Annotated in this window: 14 protein-coding genes; 7 read left to right on the plus strand and 7 right to left on the minus strand. The window is 62.6% G+C overall.

The window, feature by feature from the left end; genetic code table 11:
- Positions 1–2: 2 nt before the first annotated feature.
- On the plus strand, positions 3–3,068 hold the full coding sequence (locus ACNQP3_RS05740) for an efflux RND transporter permease subunit (RefSeq protein WP_012270812.1): 3,066 nt from the start codon (positions 3–5) through the stop codon (positions 3,066–3,068).
- 36 nt (positions 3,069–3,104) lie between these two features.
- On the opposite strand, the gene ACNQP3_RS05745 is transcribed toward ACNQP3_RS05740, so the two are convergent.
- The 3 genes from ACNQP3_RS05745 to plsB all read right to left on the minus strand — a co-directional run bounded on the left by ACNQP3_RS05745 (position 3,105) and on the right by plsB (position 6,789).
- Positions 3,105–3,794, minus strand: coding sequence for a DUF4197 domain-containing protein (locus ACNQP3_RS05745; protein WP_012270813.1), 690 nt, complete (start codon positions 3,792–3,794; stop codon positions 3,105–3,107).
- A gap of 33 nt (positions 3,795–3,827) precedes the next feature.
- Entirely contained in the window at positions 3,828–4,226 is a 399-nt protein-coding gene (locus ACNQP3_RS05750) for a YbaY family lipoprotein (protein ID WP_012270814.1), read from the minus strand.
- A 76-nt stretch (positions 4,227–4,302) separates the two neighbouring features.
- Positions 4,303–6,789: a glycerol-3-phosphate 1-O-acyltransferase PlsB gene (gene plsB, locus ACNQP3_RS05755; protein ID WP_012270815.1), complete on the minus strand. Its 2,487-nt coding sequence runs from the start codon at positions 6,787–6,789 to the stop codon at positions 4,303–4,305.
- Between the two features lie 233 nt (positions 6,790–7,022).
- Between plsB and ACNQP3_RS05760 the strand changes: the two genes are divergently transcribed.
- Positions 7,023–7,232, plus strand: a complete 210-nt coding sequence (locus tag ACNQP3_RS05760; RefSeq protein ID WP_003252255.1) for a cold-shock protein — start codon at positions 7,023–7,025, stop codon at positions 7,230–7,232.
- A 64-nt stretch (positions 7,233–7,296) separates the two neighbouring features.
- Here the strand turns inward: ACNQP3_RS05760 and ACNQP3_RS05765 are convergent, their stop codons facing one another.
- Genes ACNQP3_RS05765 through dapE form a run of 3 tightly spaced genes read right to left on the minus strand, consistent with a single transcriptional unit; the run spans position 7,297 to position 9,656 of the window.
- Positions 7,297–7,674, minus strand: coding sequence for a hypothetical protein (locus tag ACNQP3_RS05765; RefSeq protein ID WP_012270816.1), 378 nt, complete (start codon positions 7,672–7,674; stop codon positions 7,297–7,299).
- 18 nt (positions 7,675–7,692) lie between these two features.
- The gene (locus tag ACNQP3_RS05770) at positions 7,693–8,505 is read right to left on the minus strand and encodes a putative RNA methyltransferase (protein WP_012270817.1); all 813 of its coding nucleotides are present in this window, start codon (positions 8,503–8,505) and stop codon (positions 7,693–7,695) included.
- Positions 8,505–9,656: a succinyl-diaminopimelate desuccinylase gene (gene dapE / locus ACNQP3_RS05775; protein ID WP_012270818.1), complete on the minus strand. Its 1,152-nt coding sequence runs from the start codon at positions 9,654–9,656 to the stop codon at positions 8,505–8,507. Before dapE ends, ACNQP3_RS05770 begins: the two co-directional genes overlap by 1 nt.
- A 206-nt stretch (positions 9,657–9,862) precedes the next feature.
- Here dapE and ACNQP3_RS05780 point away from each other — a divergent pair, with 206 nt between their 5' ends.
- From ACNQP3_RS05780 to ACNQP3_RS05795, 4 genes are all read left to right on the plus strand, one after another.
- A complete protein-coding gene (locus ACNQP3_RS05780) occupies positions 9,863–10,510 on the plus strand; it encodes a DUF1120 domain-containing protein (protein WP_012270819.1) in 648 nt (215 codons plus the stop codon).
- Between the two features lie 106 nt (positions 10,511–10,616).
- Positions 10,617–11,330, plus strand: a complete 714-nt coding sequence (locus tag ACNQP3_RS05785; protein ID WP_012270820.1) for a fimbria/pilus chaperone family protein — start codon at positions 10,617–10,619, stop codon at positions 11,328–11,330.
- A 44-nt stretch (positions 11,331–11,374) separates the two neighbouring features.
- The gene (locus ACNQP3_RS05790; RefSeq protein ID WP_012270821.1) at positions 11,375–13,726 is read left to right on the plus strand and encodes a fimbria/pilus outer membrane usher protein; all 2,352 of its coding nucleotides are present in this window, start codon (positions 11,375–11,377) and stop codon (positions 13,724–13,726) included.
- Positions 13,692–14,840, plus strand: coding sequence for a DUF1120 domain-containing protein (locus tag ACNQP3_RS05795; protein WP_012270822.1), 1,149 nt, complete (start codon positions 13,692–13,694; stop codon positions 14,838–14,840). Before ACNQP3_RS05790 ends, ACNQP3_RS05795 begins: the two co-directional genes overlap by 35 nt.
- A gap of 30 nt (positions 14,841–14,870) precedes the next feature.
- Here ACNQP3_RS05795 and ACNQP3_RS05800 read toward each other — a convergent pair whose 3' ends face one another.
- The gene (locus ACNQP3_RS05800) at positions 14,871–17,459 is read right to left on the minus strand and encodes a glycosyltransferase (RefSeq protein ID WP_012270823.1); all 2,589 of its coding nucleotides are present in this window, start codon (positions 17,457–17,459) and stop codon (positions 14,871–14,873) included.
- 119 nt (positions 17,460–17,578) lie between these two features.
- Here ACNQP3_RS05800 and tcdA point away from each other — a divergent pair, with 119 nt between their 5' ends.
- Entirely contained in the window at positions 17,579–18,388 is an 810-nt protein-coding gene (gene tcdA / locus ACNQP3_RS05805; protein ID WP_264316873.1) for a tRNA cyclic N6-threonylcarbamoyladenosine(37) synthase TcdA, read from the plus strand.
- Positions 18,389–18,466: the final 78 nt, after the last annotated feature.

Genomic DNA, 18,466 nt, shown 5'->3' on the forward strand with positions numbered 1-18,466 from the left:
CGATGGGTTTCAACCTTTCTGCCTGGGCGCTGCGCAACCGCCAGATCGTCCTGTTCCTGATGATTTTGCTGGCGGCCATTGGCGCCATGTCCTACACCAAGCTCGGCCAGAGCGAGGATCCGCCGTTCACCTTCAAGGCCATGGTCATTCGCACCCTGTGGCCCGGCGCCACCGCCGAAGAAGTGTCGCGCCAGGTGACCGAGCGTATTGAGAAGAAGCTGATGGAAACCGGCGAGTACGAGAAGATTGTCTCGTTCTCCCGCCCCGGCGAATCGCAGGTCACCTTCATGGCCCGCGACTCGTTGCATTCCAAGGACATCCCCGAGCTGTGGTACCAGATCCGCAAGAAGGTCGCGGACATCCGCCACACCTTGCCGCCGGAAATCCAGGGCCCGTTCTTCAACGATGAATTCGGCACCACCTTCGGCAATATCTATGCGTTGACTGGCGAGGGCTTCGACTATGCGGTGCTCAAGGACTACGCCGACCGTATCCAGATCCAGCTGCAACGGGTCAAGGACGTGGGCAAGGTCGAGCTGATCGGCCTGCAGGACGAGAAAGTCTGGATCGAGCTGTCCAACCTCAAGCTGGCCACCTTGGGCGTGCCGCTGGAAGCCGTGCAGAAGGCGTTGCAAGAGCAGAACGCGGTGAGCACCGCCGGCTTCTTCGAGACGCCCAGCGAGCGCCTGCAGCTGCGCGTGAGCGGGCGATTCGACAGCGTCGAGCAGATCCGCCAGTTCCCTATTCGCGTGGGTGACCGCACCTTCCGCATCGGCGATGTGGCCGAGGTGCACCGTGGCTTCAACGACCCGCCCGCGCCGCGCATGCGCTTCATGGGCGAGGATGCCATTGGCCTGGCGGTGTCGATGAAAGACGGCGGCGATATCCTGGTACTGGGCAAGGCCCTGGAAGGTGAGTTCGAACGCCTGGCGCACAACCTGCCGGCCGGTATGGAGCTGCGCAAGGTCTCGGACCAGCCGGCGGCGGTGAAGGCCGGCGTGGGGGAGTTCGTCCAGGTGTTGGCCGAGGCGCTGGTCATCGTGCTGCTGGTGAGTTTCTTCTCGCTGGGCCTGCGCACCGGCCTGGTGGTGGCGCTGGCCATCCCGCTGGTGCTGGCCATGACCTTTGCCGCCATGCATTACTTTGGCATCGGCCTGCACAAGATCTCCCTCGGTGCGCTGGTGCTGGCCCTGGGCCTGCTGGTGGACGATGCGATCATTGCCGTGGAGATGATGGCGATCAAGATGGAGCAGGGCTACGACCGCCTTAAAGCGGCCAGTTATGCCTGGACCAGCACGGCCTTCCCGATGCTCACCGGCACCCTGATCACGGCGGCAGGTTTTCTGCCGATTGCCACGGCGGCCTCCAGCACCGGCGAATACACCCGGTCGATCTTCCAGGTGGTCACTATTGCGTTGCTGGCCTCGTGGGTGGCGGCCGTGGTGTTCGTGCCGTACCTGGGCGAGCGCCTGCTGCCAGACCTGGCCAAGCTGCATGCCGCGCGCCACGGCAAGGACGGCCACGCGCCAGACCCTTACGCCACGCCGTTCTACCAGCGTGTGCGGCGGGTGGTGGAGTGGTGTGTACGGCGGCGCAAGACGGTGATTCTGCTGACCGTTGCCGCCTTTGTCGGCAGCATCGTGCTGTTCCGCTTTGTGCCCCAGCAGTTTTTCCCGGCATCCGGGCGCCCGGAGTTGATGGTTGACCTGAAGCTGGCCGAAGGCGCTTCGCTGGCCAATACCGCAGAGCGGGTCAAGCAGTTGGAGGCGCTGCTCAAGCAGCAGGACGGCATCGACAATTATGTGGCCTATGTGGGCACCGGTTCACCGCGCTTCTACCTGCCGCTGGACCAGCAACTGCCGGCAGCCAGCTTTGCCCAGTTCGTGGTGCTGGCCAAGTCGATGGAAGACCGCGAGCGCCTGCGCAGCTGGCTGATCGACACCGTGGACCAGCAGTTCCCAGACTTGCGTGCCCGGGTCACGCGCCTGGAAAACGGCCCACCCGTGGGCTACCCAGTGCAGTTCCGGGTCACCGGCGAACACATCGAGAAGGCCCGTGCCTTGGCCAGGGAAGTGGCTGACAAGGTGCGTGAGAACCCGCATGTGGTGAACGTGCATCTGGATTGGGAGGAGCCGAGCAAGGCCGTGTTCCTTGAAATCGACCAGGACCGTGCCCGCGCCCTGGGCGTGAGTACCGCGCACCTGGCGAGCTTCCTGCAGAGTTCGCTGATCGGCAGCACGGTCAGTCAGTACCGCGAGGACAATGAGCTGATCGAGATCCTGCTGCGCGGCACCCTGCAGGAACGCAGCGAACTGGGCAACCTCGGCAGCCTGGCGCTGCCCACCGACAACGGCCAGAGCGTGGCCCTGTCGCAGGTAGCGACCCTGCAGTACGGCTTTGAAGAAGGCATTATCTGGCACCGCAACCGCTTGCCGACGGTGACCGTGCGCGCCGATATCTACGACAAGGAGCAGCCGGCCACACTGGTGAAACAGATTCTGCCGACCCTGCAGGACATCCGTGCCAAGCTGCCCGATGGTTACCTGCTGGAAGTGGGTGGCACGGTTGAAGACGCCGAGCGTGGGCAGAAGTCGGTGAACGCCGGCATGCCGTTGTTCGTGGTGGTGGTGCTAAGCCTGCTGATGATCCAGTTGCGCAGCTTCTCGCGCACGGTGATGGTGTTCCTCACCGCGCCGCTGGGGCTGATTGGCGTGACCCTGTTCCTGCTGGTGTTCCGCCAGCCGTTCGGCTTTGTCGCCATGCTCGGCACCATTGCCCTGGCGGGGATGATCATGCGCAACTCGGTGATCCTGGTGGACCAGATCGAGCAGGACATCGCGGCGGGGATGGAGCGTTGGCAGGCGATCATCGAGGCCACGGTGCGGCGCTTCCGGCCAATCGTGCTGACCGCGTTGGCGGCGGTGCTGGCGATGATCCCGTTGTCGCGCAGTGTGTTCTACGGGCCGATGGCGGTGGCGATCATGGGCGGTTTGATCGTGGCCACGGTGCTGACGCTGTTGTTCCTGCCGGCGTTGTATGCGGCGTGGTTCAGGGTGAAAAAGGGCTGAAGGCGCGGGGGAGGGCATAGCCCTCCCCCTGGGCCGTCACAGGGCGCCGAAGACCTTCTTGGCCAGGCTGGTAGCCGCCTGCGCCGGGTTCTGGCGAATGCTCTGCTCCTGCTTGCCAATCATCTCGAACAGGCCATCCAGCGCCTTTTCGGTCACGTAGTTCTCAATGCTGGCGCTCTTGGCGTCGACCACGCCCAGTGCCACCGCCTGCCCGGCAAAGTTGTTGTACTGCTGGGCCAGGCCGACCTTGTCGGTCGCCTGCTTGACGATTGGCAGGAACTTGGCGCGGATCTGCTCGCGGCTGCTCTTGTTCAGGTACTGGGTGGCCGAGTCGTCACCACCGCTGAGAATGCCCTTGGCATCGGTCACGCTCATGTTCTTCACGGCATCCACCAAAATCGCCTGGGCCTGCGGCACGGCGGCTTCGGCGGCCTTGTTCATGCTGGCTTCAAGGGCATCGACCTGTTCACCTTTGCCGAACATCTTCATGGCCTTGGCCGCTTTGCCCAGGTTGCCAGGCAATTCGATGCGCACGTCGGGGTTGTTGCTGAAGCCACCTGGGGTGCTCAACTGCTTGACGGCGAGCTGTGCGCCTTGGGTCAGGGTATCTTTCAGGCCGCCAGTGGCGTCTTTCTGGCTCAGGTCGCCCAGCGACAAGGCCAGGGCGCTGGCCGACAGCAGCAGGCCGGCGCACAGGGTAGTGAAGCGCAGGGAAGTGCGGATCATGAAGCTTTCCTTGTAAACGGATGAATACGGGTATCAGCGAATCGGGTCGACTTTGATACGTACCGATTGTGGGTCACTGCCGTCGAGCGCGACACCATGGTGTTCGGTATTGATGAACAGCAGCTTTCCATCCAGCTCGATGCGCGCGCTTACCGCGTAGCGGTGGCCAGGTTTGACCTGGGCCGGGTCGTAGGTGAGGTGGAACGGCAACGGTACGTTGCCTTTGACCGGGCCGGCCTGGCGGGCCAGGGTTACGGCGGGTGCGTCCATCAGCGACACGTCCTGCAGTTCCACGCTCAGGGTGGCGGCAGGTGGCAGGGCGATACGCTGCAGGTAGAAGACTTCACCGTCCAGGCTGGCCTGGTTGGATGGGGTTTGGCTGGAACAGGCTGCGAGCAGGGATGCGCAACACAGCATAAAGAGCTTTTTCATGGTATCTCCGAAGTCCTTGGCGTTGGCTTGTGGCCAACCCCAGGGACTGTAGCGGATTTTCCCGACGGATAAAGCCTCAGATGGTCGAAGATTCCAGCCCGTCGTCACGGTGCAGGGCCACCTGGCGGATCGACAGGCGCAATTCGGCCGACAGCACACGCTTGGCCACGCCCTCGGCCAGCTCGCCGAGCTTGTCGTGATACCCCAGCTTGCCTTGTGTGTCGGTGTGCAGCACGCCTTGCTGCAGCAGGGTCTGGATGAAGTGGCGGAACAGCGTCTTGTCGAAGAATTCCGGGGCGTTCAAGCCATGCAAAATCGACAGGCGCTGGGCCATCATCACGCACAGGTCTTCCAGCGCTTCGGCGCTGAGGCTGTTCTGCCCGCTGTTGATCAGCAGCGAAGTGGCCATGTAGAAGCGCTGCAGGGTCTGGGTGATAGTGCGGGCGAGCAGGGTTAGTAGCACGAACTGCCGCGAGCTTGGCGCCGGGCGTACGTACACGTCGTTCTCCTGGCGTAGCAGGCCTTGCTCGACCAGCGCGGCCAGCCATTGGTCGATGACCTCGTCCAGCTGCTCCGGCGCCCAGCGCAGGAACAGCTCGGCCTGCAGGTAGGGGTAAAGCGCGTGCACATACTGGCCCAGCAGTTCGCGGCTCATGCGCGAGCTGCTGAGGAAGAAGCTGGCCAGCAGCGCCGGCAGGGCGAAGATGTGCAGCACGTTGTTGCGGTAATAGGTCATCAGTACCGCATTGCCTTCATCCAGGAAGAGGATGCGGCCCAGGGCGTCCTTCTGCTCAGCCACCAGGTTCATGCTGCGCACGTGTTCGATCAGCGCCTGGCCGTCGCCATCGGGCAAGGTGGTGTGCGGCGAGTAGGGCACCTGGCGCAGCAGGGCCAGGTACAGGTCGAGCACGCGGGTCAGGGCGCGCTCGTCCAGGGCCAGGCGGCTGGTGGACAGCAAAGCCAGGGCCACCAGGTTGACCGGGTTGATGGCGGCCGCCTCGTTGAGGTGACGGGCCACGGTTTCACCCAGGCGGGTGGTGGTGGCGTTGAGCCAATCCGGGCGGTACTGCGGGCCGTGATCCTGTTCGCGCCAGCCGGGCTGCTGCTGGTCGAGGAAACCGGCCAGGCGGATCGGTTCGCCGAAGTTGACGTAGACCTGGCCAAAGCGCTGCTTGAGTGCACCGAACACCTTGAAGATGTCGAGCACCGATTCTTTCTTCTTGCTGGCGCCGCGCAGTTCGCCCAGGTAGGTGCGGCCTTCGAGCACGCGCTCGTAGCCGATGTACACCGGCACGAACACGATTGGCGTACGTGACGAACGCAGGAAGCTGCGCAGGGTAATGGCCAGCATCCCGGTGCGCGGCTGCAGCATGCGCCCGGTACGCGAGCGGCCGCCTTCGACGAAGTACTCGACCGGGAAGCCCTTGGTGTACAGGGTGTGCAGGTACTCGTTGAACACCGCCGTGTAAAGCGGGTTGCCCTTGAAGGTGCGGCGCATGAAGAACGCGCCACCGCGGCGCAGCAGGTTGCCCACCACTGGCATGTTGAGGTTGATGCCCGCAGCCACGTGCGGCGGGGTGAGGCCGTTGCGGAACAGCAGGTACGACAGCAGCAGGTAATCGATGTGGCTGCGGTGGCACGGCACGTAGATCACTTCGTGGCCGGGGGCTATGCCCTGAACCTGTTCGATGTGGTTGACCTTGATGCCGTCGTAGATCTTGTTCCAGAACCAGCTGAGTACCACTTCGAGAAAGCGTATGACGGTGTAGGTGTAGTCCGAGGCGATTTCGTTGCCGTAGCGCAGTGCCTGGGCTTCGGCCTTGGCAAGCGGCAGGTTTTCTCGCTGGGCCTCGTCGGCGATGGCCTGGCGCACCAGTGGCGCGTGAACCAACCCCTTGACCAGGTTGCGCCGGTGCGAGATGTCCGGGCCGATGACGGCAGTCTTGAGGTTGCGAAAATGCACGCGCATCAGGCGCTGGGCCATGCGCACGGTGCGCGCGTGGCCTTTGTTGTGCTGCACCAGTTCACGCAGGTGGATCGGCGCGGAGAACTGCACCCGAGTCTTGCGCCCCAGAATCAGTACGGTCAGCAGCCGGCGCAGGCGCCCGGTCACCGCCCAGCTGTCGGCGAACAGCAGCTTCCATGGGCTGGATTCGCTGGCCGGGGTCTGCCCCCAGAACACGCTGACTGGAATGATCTGCGCATCTTCTTCGGCATGCTGGCTGACCGCCGCCACCAGGCGCTCAAGCGTAGGCGGGGCACCACTTTTGTCCTGGCGCCCGAGCCAGTCCGGGTCGGGGGTCAGGTAGAAGAACGCGGCCGGCTCTTGCAGTGGGCCGACGGCTACCGGCAGCACCGGGCGCGGCAGCCCCGCCTTGGTGCATTCGTGGTCGAGCACGGCCAGGTCGGTGAGCGACGGCGAGGGCAGGGCATAGAACACTGGCCGGCTGCGGTCGAGGTTGAGGGTCATGGAAGACTGGTTGATGGTCTCGGAGCGCACCCACAGGTACAACAGGCGACGCAGGCCGCCGAAGATCAGGCGGTGCAGGGGGGAACGGGTCATGGGGTGTGTGCCCTGGGTGTGATTTTCAGGTGAGTATCCAGCTATTTAGTCTGCCGTATCGGCGTAAGTTCAGCAAAAATCGGCCAACTGCGGGACCGTCATCAATTTTTTTTGTTCTGTGTCATATACTCGGCCTGCCACTTGCAGGATATTTCAGCAAGCGGCGTTGGCACGGGGCAGGTCGCCTCATGCCTGCAAGGCGATCTTCACAATAAAAAACCGGAGTAGTTCAGATGTCGTCTCGTGAGACTGGGAATGTAAAGTGGTTCAACGATGCCAAGGGTTATGGCTTCATTCAGCGCGAAGGTGGTGCGGATGTATTCGTCCACTATCGGGCGATCCGCGGTGAGGGGCATCGTACCCTGGTCGAAGGGCAGCGGGTGGAATACGCCTGCGTGCAGGGCCAGAAAGGCCTGCAAGCCGAAGACGTAGTGGGCCTCTGAGCCTTTTGCGGTAGGCCTCAAGCTGCAAGTTGACCGTGTAACTTGCAGCCTGAAGCAACCTGTTTCAGCTGGTACGCCAGGTGATTTCCTCTTCACCATCGGCACTGATGCGGACCCAGCGGTCGGCATCTTCTTCCCCGTCTTCCTCGACCCAGCCACCCGGCGCGCAGCGTACTTCCACACCGAGTGCGGCGAATGCGGCGTGGGCGCAGGCCACGTCATCAGCCCACGGCGTCTGGTCGCTTTCCAAGTAAAGGCTGTTCCATTTCCCTACAGCCTTGGGTAACCAGGTGACCGGAATGTTACCGGCCCGACATTTGAAGGTATGGCCTTTCTGCTGCCATTCGCTGCACGGGCCGATTGCCTGGGTGAGCCACTCGGCAATCTGCTTGTGGTCGACGTCGGCGTCCTTCAGGTAGATCTCGATATCAGGTTGGCGCATAAAGGGCTCCGGGTGTGCTCAGTCTTGGCGCACGAAATAGTCATAACGCATGGAAACCGTAACTTCGAACGGCTCGGGCTGGTCGATCACCCGGGCACGTTTTTCGGCGCTGGCGCGCCAGCCGTGCGGGGTCATGGCCAGCAGGTCGGCGCGGGCCTTGGGCGCAGCCAGGCTCAGGCGGAACTCGAGGGTTTCGCTGTGGGCATGGGCCATGCCTTCAGGGATCAAGGCCAGGTGTTTGTCGTCGGCGTAAGGGCGCACTTCATCGTAGAGCACTTCGCGCAGTTCCATCAGGTGGCCGCTGGTCGGTCCGACCCGCATCAGCCCACCGCCAGGGCTGAGCAGGCGCTTGGCCTCGGCCCAGTCCAGCGGGCTGAACACACTGGCGATGAACTGGCAGCTGGCGTCGGCCAGCGGCACACGGGCCATGCTGGCGACCATCCAGGTGACTTCCGGTGCACGGCGGCAGGCACGCTTGACCGCTTCGCGGGAAATGTCCAGTGCATAACCGTCGGCGGCCGGCAGGGCCTGGGCGAGCTGCGCGGTGTAGTAACCCTCGCCGCAGCCAATGTCCAGCCAGGCGCCAGGTTGACGCTCGGCAGCCAGCTCGGCCAGGCGACGGGCGACCGGCGCGTAGTGGCCACCGTCGAGGAAGTCGCGGCGGGCCTCGACCATAGCCTGGTTGTCACCTGGGTCGCGGCTGTTCTTGTGCTGCACCGGCAGCAGGTTCAGGTAACCCTGGCGGGCGCGGTCGAAGCGGTGGCCTGCCGGGCACGCCACACCGTTGTCGACTTGCGCCAGGGGCGCCTGGCAAAGAGGGCAGGCGAGCATCAGGCGAGCAACCGGACCAGGGTCTGGTAGTAGATCTCGGTCAGCAGGTCGAGGTCGCTGGCCAGGATCCGCTCGTCCACCTGGTGAATGGTGGCATTGACCGGGCCCAGTTCGACCACCTGGGTACCCATGGTGGCGATGAAGCGACCATCGGAAGTGCCACCGCTGGTGGACGGCTGAGTGTCGCGCCCGGTGACGCCCTTGATGCTGGACGCTACCGCGTCGAGCAGTTCGCCCGGTTCGGTGAGGAATGGCAGGCCCGACAGTGCCCAGTCGATCGACCAGTCCAGTTCATGCTTGTCGAGAATCGCCGACACCCGCGCCTGCAGGCCTTCGACGGTGGACTCGGTGGAGAAGCGGAAGTTGAACAGCGCGGTCAGCTCGCCCGGGACCACGTTGGTAGCGCCGGTACCGGAATTGAGGTTGGAGATCTGGAAGCTGGTGGGTGGGAAGAATGCGTTGCCTTCATCCCAGTGCTCGGCGGCCAGTTCTGCCAGCGCCGGGGCGGCGAGGTGGATCGGGTTGCGTGCCAGGTGCGGGTAAGCCACATGGCCCTGCTTGCCGCGCACGGTCAGTTTGGCGCCCAGCGAGCCACGGCGGCCGTTTTTCACCACATCACCCAGCAGGGTAGTGCTGGACGGTTCGCCGACAATGCACCAGTCCAGGCGCTCGTTACGCGCTTTCAGGCGCTCGACCACTGCCTTGGTGCCGTGGTGGGCCGGGCCTTCTTCGTCGCTGGTGATCAGGAACGCGACCTTGCCGCGGTGGTTGGGGTAGTCCTGCACGAAGCGCTCGCTGGCGATCACCATGGATGCCAGGCTGCCCTTCATGTCGGCGGCGCCTCGGCCGCAGAGCATGCCGTCGGCGTCGATCAGTGCTTCGAACGGTTCATGCTGCCATTGCTGCACCGGGCCGGTGGGCACTACGTCGGTGTGGCCGGCGAAACACAGAACCGGGCCGTCCTGGCTGCCGTGGGTGGCCCAGAAGTTGTCGACGTCTTCAATGCGCATTGGTTCCAGCTCGAAGCCCACGGCGCCCAGGCGGTTCATCATCTGCGCCTGGCAGTCGGCGTCGACGGGGGTGACCGAGGGACGGCGGATCAGGTCGCAGGCCAGTTGAAGGGTAGGCGAGAGCTCGGCAGGCGCCGTCATGGTAAATCTCCGAAAGCAGGGCAAGGCAGGCAAGGAGCGGTAGTTTAAAGCAAAACCTATGTGTGAAGCGTGTGGTGTCGATTGATCGCAACAGAACGCTTGCCTTGAGGGGAGGTATTTCACGCTGAATACGCAGTGCGGGTGGGGGTAGGTTGCATCGGCCCCTAGAGGGTCAACCAACTCGTATCGAAAGGTAGAAGAGCGCTATGAATATCAAGCAGTGGATTGCCATGGGTATGGCACTGGGATGCAGTACAGCCGTGTTCGCCAATACTACAGATGTCATCGTCAGCGGAGTGATCAAGCCAAGTGCATGCACGCCGTCGCTCAGCGGAGGCGGAACGTTCGACTTTGGTGTCATCACGGCTGCCGAGCTCAGAGAGGATCGCGTGACCCGGTTCAAATCGCAGCCCCAGCAGCTTGCCGTGAACTGTGGTGCGCCAACTCGGTTCGCCTTGCGGGGCGTTGATGGTCGGGCAGACAGCAATATGTTGCCTTCCAACGTTACGTTCGGCCTGGGTACCAATGATCTCGATCAGCGTATTGGGGCTTATTTCCTGCAAGGGATTGGAAGCTCTGTTGTCGTCGACGGGAACAGTTCAGTGACTCGTCTGATTACGGCCGACAGCGGCAAATCCTGGGCGCCGGACAGCAACTCAATTAATTTCAGCCTGTACAACGGTAAGGAGGGCCACTTTCACGGCTTTGCGGTAGACGCGCAGATACCTACTGCCATCAAGCAGTTGACCGCTGACCTGCAGGTCGACATGAGCATCTCCGCGCTCAAGAACCTGACGGTCACCGACGACATCACCATCGATGGTGCTTCGACCATCGAGGTGTCCTACCTCTAAGGGCGCACCGAGCGCGCGCTTGTCGCTACGATGGCAAGCGCGGGCTCGGTCCCTTCCCTCGCTCGCTGCCTTTCGGGCAGCGAGCCTGTCTTGTATCGAGTCGAGCATGAGCAAATTGAAGCAATTGCTGTTGAGTGCTGGCTGCATGCTGCTGTCGATCAGCGGCGCCCAGGCCGCCGGCATGGTCCCGGAAACTTCCGTGGTGATCGTCAATGAAGCCGAAGGCGAGGCAACGATCACGGTGCGAAATGATGATCCAGCCCCAGCGCTGTTACTGGTAACCCTGCAGAACCTGCCGGAGGATGAGGAGCCCCTGTTGTTCCTCACCCAGCCCGCCTGGCGTGTCGAGGCCGGCGAGCAGCAGCAGGTGAGGTTCATGCTGCGTGCAACCGCGCCTCTGCACACCCAGCGGTTGAAGCGGGTTGTATTCGAAGGCGTGCCACAGCAGGAAGTGGCCGGTAAGCGTATTGCCAGGGTGGGGGTCAGTGTAAGGCAGAACCTGCCGGTCATCATTCACCCCAAGGGCCTGGCCCCCAACCGCTCGCCCTGGGAGGGCTTGCAGTGGCGCTACGGCACGCAAGGTTTACAGGTTGATAACCCGACGCCCTATGTGGTTAGGCTGGCGCAGGAAGTGAGGTTGATGCCTGCGAATGCGCAAGGCTACTTGCCACGCGCCTACATTTTGCCTGGCGAGTCGCTTGAGGTTCGCCTGGAATCGCCAGCCCCACAGGCCCCGCAAAGTGTCAGGCTGTTCCCGGCCACAGTGTACGGCTTTGCCGTCGATGAATTTGAAGCGCCGTTACTCAGGGGCGGCAATTGAATGGGCGGGCCAAGAGCAGCCGAACAGCGAACTGGCAATGTCTGATGGCGCTCCCTTGGGCCTTTCTATTTCTTGAGTGCAGAGCCAGCGATGGCCTGACATTCGATCTCGAACTCCTGCGTCAACGGGGTTTGAGTGAGGAGCTTGCGGCCTACTTTCGTGACATGCCGCGCTTCACCCCAGGCAATCACATCGTGAGCCTGACTATAAACGGCTCACGATCAGGAACGGTACAGGCACGCTTTCTGAACGACGGCAGCTTGTGCATTGACACTGGCCTGCTCGAGGCGGGTGGGATTCGGTTGCCGACGGCTGCGGCGAGCGAAAGCCAGGGCTCCTGCATCGACTTGCTGTCAAGCTACCCACAGAGTCAGATACAGGCAGACCCTCAGTCCGCCAGTGTGACCATGGTGGTGCCTGCGCAAGCCCTGCGCCCGGCCGCCGCAGGTGATGACCTTTCGGCTTATGACTCAGGTGGGTTCGCTGCAATGTTCAACTACGACGTGTCGATGCTCGATACGCGTTTCAAGGACGGCAGCAGCAGATCCTGGACTGCCCTTACCGAGCCGGGTTTGAACCTGGGGGACTGGATCGTGCGCAGCCGTCAGATTGCCAGTCTGGGGCAACAGGCAAGTCGGCTCAACGCACTGGAAGCCTACGCCCAGCGAACGTTCGCCGATCAGGCGACTGTCCTGCAGGTCGGTCAGATCCAGATGGGTAACCCCGTGCTGAGCGGCGTTTCGGTTGACGGTTTTCAGCTGTTTTCCGAGCAGGCGTTGGGCCATCTACAACAACGTCGCGTGGTTCAAGGCATCGCCAAGTCCCAAGCGAGGGTGGAGATCTACCAGCGCAACCGCCTGGTGTATGCCACCGTCGTGCCGCCAGGCCCGTTTTCCATTGATAGCCCTGCGCCAGTCGATGCCTTTGCTGAACTGGAAATGGTTATCCATGAAGCGGACGGTGAGGAGCGTCGCCTGACCTTGCCTGCCTCGCCGATGGCGGCGGGGTTGTCAGGAGGATACCAGTTCGGCATTGGTCAACTTCGCCACAGTCGCGCCGCGTCACCTTGGGTGCTTAGCGCCGGGTGGAGCGGGAGTGTGCTTGATGGCTTGGAAGTGGGGGGAGGGCTAATTGCGACCGACAGCTATCAGGCTACCGGGTTCGCGCTCGGTGCTCAGCCGTGGACGCAGGCTCAGATGCAATGGTCGCTGGGCTACTCGCAGCCGTTGCATCAGGAGAGGGGGATGCAAAGCCAGATGACCCTGAACCAGCAGTTTGCCGGCGGATGGGGAGCGGGCTTGACCTATGGGCTGCAGAGCCAAAGTTATCAGGACCTCCAGCAGGCGCTTGAGCCGTCAGGTCGCTTGGAGGGCTTGCGCGATTTTTTCAGCGTCGGCCTGTCATGGCAGGGCACTGGGCTGGGCAACTTCAGTGTCGGGGGCGGCCAATCGCGCACGCGTAATGGCCAGACCAGCAGCCAGGCAAACCTGCGCTGGGGAGCGACGTTGGGGCAGGTGTCATTGAATGCTGGTGTGGAATGGAGCCTCAGAGGAGCAGATGATCGAGGGCGTCTTCTTTACATGAGCGCTAGCGTGCCATTGGGCACCAATCGTCGTCTTGGTGCCTCGACCCGAGCTTCAGGTGACCACTACCGTTCTTCATTCAACCTGCGAGAACAGGTCAGCGATACGTTAGGTTATCGCCTGAGTGGCAGTCACGATAGCCATGATCCGGCGCTGCTACCCAGTGTGGGGGTTTCCTGGCTGGCCCCCTTCAGCCAGGTGCAGCTGGATTACTCAAAGACTGGCGATTCTGCACGAACCCTGGCAGCCAACCTGCGCGGTGGGGCCCTTGGGCATGCACAGGGCATCACGCTAGCACCTTATTCCATTCAGGATACTTTCGCGCTCATCGAAGTGGGTGATCTTCACGGGGTGAAGGTCGATACGCCCAGCGGCCCCGTATGGACCGATCGCCAAGGCCGAGCCATTGCCTCACGGATTACCCCCTACGCAGACAATCGAGTGCAGGTGCAGCCCCGAAGCCTGCCGCGCAGTGTCGATCTGGCCAACAGCCTTGGCATCGTACGGGCAGGTCGAGGCGCGGTTTCCCAATTGAGTTTCATCGTCGAGCGGACCAGGCGCGTGCTGTTGCAGACTTTGCAGGGCGACGGGCCGCCCTTGGCGGACAGTTCCATGGTAGTGGATGCCAACGGAAGCTTCGTGACCATGGTGCAGGCCGGAGGCTTGATATTCCTGCATGACTTCCAAGAGGAAGAGCGCTACCACGTGACCTCGCCAGACGGCTCTGGTTGTGCCCTTGAGTTCACCCTCAGCGACAGCCCGGACCCGGAGCAATATTATGAAACGACCACCGCACGCTGCCATGCGATCTGAATGCGTGTGCAGACAGCTGTGCCTGGCCTTGCTGTTGATGGGCATGAGCTGTGCTGCGGCCGCACAGGGTTGTCAGATTACGCTCGGCCAGCCCCAGATCGATTACGGCAAGGTCAACAAGACCCAGTTGCAGAAACAAGGCAATCGCTACCTACTGGGAGAGCGGCACCTGCAGATGACAGTCCAGTGTTCCAGAGATACCGATATGGTCCTCAGCTATCTGGCTGATGGCATCAATGGCGATGTTTTCGGTTTTGCTGAGCGAGGGCAGTATTCACTGCTGCTTTCTGATGCGCGGCTCGATGGCCGTCCGGTGGCCTTGGGAGCAGCAAGCGCGCGCAGCCCCTGGCAGATGAAGGGCGACAAGGTTCACTGGTTGCCAGCAATGCAGCTCGCGCCACTAGAGGCCAATGTACCCCTTCAAGGCACAACCTTCACGGCTCGCCTGACCGTTGATGCATGGCTCGACGCAACGTCGGATCTGTCGAGCACGGCCGAGCTGCAGGCAAGTGGCATGATGGCTGTCGACGATGCTGCCGTGAGCCTGGCACTGCAAGCCAATGTTGTACCCGCAGCGTGTAAATTGCATCTGGGCAATGACGGCCTCGTGGATTTTGGCGTGATCGCGACCGGGGAGTTGTCTGCCAGTAAAACCAGTACCTTGCGACGGTCTTTGTCCGCCGCGGTGACTTGTGACAGCCCCACTCGGTTTGCCCTTCGCGCGATTGACAACCGCCAGTCAGGAACGTTCGCCCATGTGCAAGGCCTTGCACGTTCTGTCTTGTTTGGCGCGGGTAAAAAGGCCAGCGACAGCCTGGCGTGGTCGTTGCGGTTCGACGGTGCGGTGGTAGGCGATGGGCTTGCATTGCAACCCCTGTATTCCTCTCAAGGTGGTGCTGGCTGGGAGCCAACCCCACGAACAGCGTTCCTTCACACCGACAATCGCCTGCACGGGTTCGCGGCCAGCGAACGCACTGCTGCCGGGCCTACCTTGATCAGGCAGCTCGACGCTATGCTGATGGTCGAGCTGTATGTTGCGCCTATGCGCCAGCTCGACCTGCGTGACGAGACGCTCATCGATGGGGCGGCCACGCTGGAGCTCATCTATCTGTGAGGATGAGCTGCAGGTGGCCGGCAGTCCAGGTCAAGTGTGCGCGGGATGTACCTGGGGTGCAGGCTTGGGCAGCGATGACAGGAACGCCATCACCAGCGCCGCCAGATAAGGCAACGACTGTACCAGCAGCATCGCCACCCAGAAGCGCATGTCCGAGCTCGGCAGCCCCTGCACCAGGTAGATGCCTAGCGCCGCCCCCCACAGCAGCAACATGATGAACAGCTCTTCACGCGCTTCGGAAATCGCCACCAGCAACCCGTGGCTGTCGGCATTCTTTGGCGTGCGGAAGAACGGCATGCTGCTGGTGAAGAACCCGTACAGCACCGCCTTGGCGATGGTATGTGACAGCGCCAGCCCCGCCAGCGCCGCCGCAAAGGCATCCTTCAGGTTCACCCCCACCGCACGGCGGTAGAGGAAGATGATTTTGCCGACCTTGAAGAAGAACAGCGCCAGTGGCGGGATGGCGAAGATCATCAGTGGCGGGTCGACCCGGTGCGGCACGATGATCATCGCCGCCGACCACAGCAACGCACCGACGGTGAAGAAGATGTTCATGCCATCGGCGATCCATGGCAGCCAGCCGGCCAGGAAGTGATAGCGTTGGCCACGGGTCAGCTCACTGCCCTTGCCGCGCAGCAGGGCGCCGGCGTGGTGCTTGATGATCTGGATGGCGCCGTAGGCCCAGCGGAAGCGCTGCTTCTTGAAGTCGATGAAGGTGTCGGGCATCAGGCCTTTGCCGTAGCTGTTGTGGGCATAGGCGGCCGACAGGCCCTTCTCGAATACCCGCAGGCCCAGTTCGGCGTCCTCGCAGATGCACCACTCGGCCCAGCCCAGCTCTTGCAGCACGCTGCGCCGGGTCATGGTCATGGTGCCGTGCTGGATGATCGCATCACGGTCGTTGCGGGTGACCATGCCAATGTGGAAGAAGCCCTTGTATTCGCTGTAGCACAACTTCTTGAAGGCGCTTTCGTGCTGGTCGCGGTAGTCCTGCGGCGACTGCACCACGGCAATTTTCGGGTCGGCGAAGTGCGGCACCATGTGCTTGAGCCAGTTGCGGTCGACGCAGTAGTCCGAGTCGATGACCGCGATCACTTCGGCGTCCTTGGCCGTGTGCGGGATCAAGTAGTTCAGCGCGCCACCCTTGAAACCGGCCAGGGGCGCGACGTGGAAGAACTTGAAGCGCTCGCCGAGCTTCTCGCAGTGGGCCTTGAGCGGCTCCCACACGGCTGGGTCCTTGGTGTTGTTGTCGATCACCAGCACTTCGTAATCGGGGTAGTCCAGGGCAGCCAGGGCGTCGAGGGTTTGTTTCACCATTTCTGGCGGTTCGTTGTAGCACGGCACATGCACCGACACCTTGGGCCGGTAGGCACTGTCGGCCTGCACCGGCAGGAACTCGCGGCGGCGCTTGTGTATCCAGACGGCCTCGGCCAGTTCGTGGGCTTCGGTGAGCAGCACGATGAACACGCCCAGCGCACCGAGGGCCAGCAGCACGCCCACGGTCAGGCTGAACCAGGTGCTGTACTGCTGGCTGTAGTCGTAGGCGATCCACACCAGCACCGACCCGCACAGGAAGGTGATGAACGTGAGGAAGGTCCGGCCACGCTGGCGCAGGGCCGAGCCGTCGATGAACAGCACCATCAGGGCGATCATCGCCAGCACCACCGAGGCCACCGCCAGAGCACGCCACTGCGGGATCGCCACCACCGGGCCGTCGAAGTTGAACTTCTGCTGGCGCTCGGCGTTGTACACGCCCCAGTAGGCGCCTACCGAGCCTTCGTCGCTGGCTTTCCACGGCTGGTCGTAGGCTTCGATGACAAAGTAGTTGTAGCCACGGCGGTTGAGGGTGTTGACCAGGGTGCGCAGGTAGATGGCCTGGTCGGCCTGGGTGGCATCGGCACCCCCGCGCATGCGGCCGTTGCTTGGCCAGCCGACTTCCGACAGCAGCAGGGGTTTGCGCGGGAACTGGTGCTTCAGCTCACGGGCGCGGTCGAGGACGAACTCGACCGAGTCCTTCATCGGCACGAACTCCCAATAGGGCAGGATATGCGCGGCAATCAGGTCGACGTGCTTGGCCAGTTCTGGGTGTTCCTTCCAGATGTGCCATTGCTCACTGGTGGTCACCGGCACTTTTACGGCCGCACGTACCCGATCCAGGTATTTGATCAGGTTTTCCGGGGTGACTTCTTCGCGGAATAGCGCCTCGTTACCGACCACTACCCGCACCACACTGCGCGAGGTGTTGGCCAGCTCGATGGCGGTGGCGATTTCGCGTTCGTTGCGTTCCAGGTCCGGGCTGATCCAGATGCCCAGCGTCACCCGCAGGCCGAACTCCTCGGCCAGGCGCGGGATGTCGGCCTGGGTGCCTTCCACGGTGTAGATACGGATGCTGTCGGTCAGTTTGCTCAACTGCTCCAGGTCCTGGCGCATCTCGTCGTCAGTAGGGTACTGGCCCTTCTGCGGGCTTTCACCCAGGCGGAATGGCGAATACGAAAAGCCAGAGATCTGCTCTGGCCAGGCGGGGGCGGAAACCGGGCGGTTGATCAGTGCCCAGAACCCGGTGAACAGCGCGGCGATGGCCAGCACCACAACCAGGTTCAGGCCGAATTTACGTGAAGACATTGTCGTCCATTTGTGTCGAAGTGATAGGACATTAAAGCAGGGTTGGTAGTCTCTTTCCTAACGATGCAGGCGATGGGCCCGCTGGCATATAATGCGCGCCGGTTTTTTGGGGTATGAACATGAGCACAGAAGATCCACGCTTCGCCGGCGTTGCCCGGCTGTACGGCGACCAGGGGCTGCAACGCCTGGGCCAGGCCCATGTGGCGGTGGTCGGTATTGGCGGAGTGGGCTCCTGGGTGGCCGAAGCGTTGGCCCGCAGTGGCGTGGGCGAAATCACCCTGTTCGACCTGGACGATGTCTGCGTCAGCAACACCAACCGCCAGGCCCATGCCCTGGAAGGCCAGGTGGGGCGGCCCAAGGTTGAGGTCATGGCCGAACGCCTGCGAGCGATCAACCCGGCGTGCAAGGTGCATGCGGTGGCTGACTTCGTCACCCGCGAGACCATGGTCGAGTACATCCATGAGCAGCTGGATTGCGTGATCGACTGCATCGACAGCGTGATGGCCAAGGCGGCGCTGATCGCCTGGTGCCGGCGGCGCAAGATCGCGATTGTCACCACCGGTGGTGCGGGTGGGCAAATCGACCCGACGCAGATCCAGATCGCCGACCTGAACAAGACCTTCAACGACCCGCTCGCTTCGCGGGTGCGCTCAATCCTGCGCCGCGACTACAACTTCTCGCGCAATGTCAGCCGCAACTATGGCGTACCGTGCGTGTTCTCCAGCGAACAGCTGCGTTACCCCAAGGGCGATGGCAGCGTTTGCCTGCAGAAAAGCTTCGTGGGTGAGGGCGTAAGGCTGGACTGCGCGGGTGGCTTTGGCGCGGTGATGATGGTGACCGCGACCTTTGGCATGGTGGCAGCCAGCAAGGCGATCGAGAAGCTGGTGGCCGGTGCGCGGCGCCCTTCGGAGCGTATCAAACCTGAGTAACCATTCTCAGGCCTACTCGGTCTTTGTAGGAGCGGCCTTGTGTCGCGAAAGGGCCGCAAAGCGGCCCCAGCAATTTTG

It is taken from the genome of Pseudomonas sp. LFS074 (assembly GCF_047978165.1).
In the GTDB taxonomy this organism is placed as follows: domain Bacteria; phylum Pseudomonadota; class Gammaproteobacteria; order Pseudomonadales; family Pseudomonadaceae; genus Aquipseudomonas; species Aquipseudomonas putida_P.

Excerpts from the sequence above, each read along its gene's own strand:
- ACNQP3_RS05740 (WP_012270812.1), top strand. The coding sequence starts at position 3 with ATGGGTTTCAACCTTTCTGCCTGGGCGCTGCGCAACCGCCAGATCGTC.
- ACNQP3_RS05745 (WP_012270813.1), bottom strand. The coding sequence starts at position 3,794 with ATGATCCGCACTTCCCTGCGCTTCACTACCCTGTGCGCCGGCCTGCTG.
- ACNQP3_RS05750 (WP_012270814.1), bottom strand. The coding sequence starts at position 4,226 with ATGAAAAAGCTCTTTATGCTGTGTTGCGCATCCCTGCTCGCAGCCTGT.
- plsB (WP_012270815.1), bottom strand. The coding sequence starts at position 6,789 with ATGACCCGTTCCCCCCTGCACCGCCTGATCTTCGGCGGCCTGCGTCGC.
- ACNQP3_RS05760 (WP_003252255.1), top strand. The coding sequence starts at position 7,023 with ATGTCGTCTCGTGAGACTGGGAATGTAAAGTGGTTCAACGATGCCAAG.
- ACNQP3_RS05765 (WP_012270816.1), bottom strand. The coding sequence starts at position 7,674 with ATGCGCCAACCTGATATCGAGATCTACCTGAAGGACGCCGACGTCGAC.
- ACNQP3_RS05770 (WP_012270817.1), bottom strand. The coding sequence starts at position 8,505 with ATGCTCGCCTGCCCTCTTTGCCAGGCGCCCCTGGCGCAAGTCGACAAC.
- dapE (WP_012270818.1), bottom strand. The coding sequence starts at position 9,656 with ATGACGGCGCCTGCCGAGCTCTCGCCTACCCTTCAACTGGCCTGCGAC.
- ACNQP3_RS05780 (WP_012270819.1), top strand. The coding sequence starts at position 9,863 with ATGAATATCAAGCAGTGGATTGCCATGGGTATGGCACTGGGATGCAGT.
- ACNQP3_RS05785 (WP_012270820.1), top strand. The coding sequence starts at position 10,617 with ATGAGCAAATTGAAGCAATTGCTGTTGAGTGCTGGCTGCATGCTGCTG.
- ACNQP3_RS05790 (WP_012270821.1), top strand. The coding sequence starts at position 11,375 with ATGGCGCTCCCTTGGGCCTTTCTATTTCTTGAGTGCAGAGCCAGCGAT.
- ACNQP3_RS05795 (WP_012270822.1), top strand. The coding sequence starts at position 13,692 with ATGAAACGACCACCGCACGCTGCCATGCGATCTGAATGCGTGTGCAGA.
- ACNQP3_RS05800 (WP_012270823.1), bottom strand. The coding sequence starts at position 17,459 with ATGTCTTCACGTAAATTCGGCCTGAACCTGGTTGTGGTGCTGGCCATC.
- tcdA (WP_264316873.1), top strand. The coding sequence starts at position 17,579 with ATGAGCACAGAAGATCCACGCTTCGCCGGCGTTGCCCGGCTGTACGGC.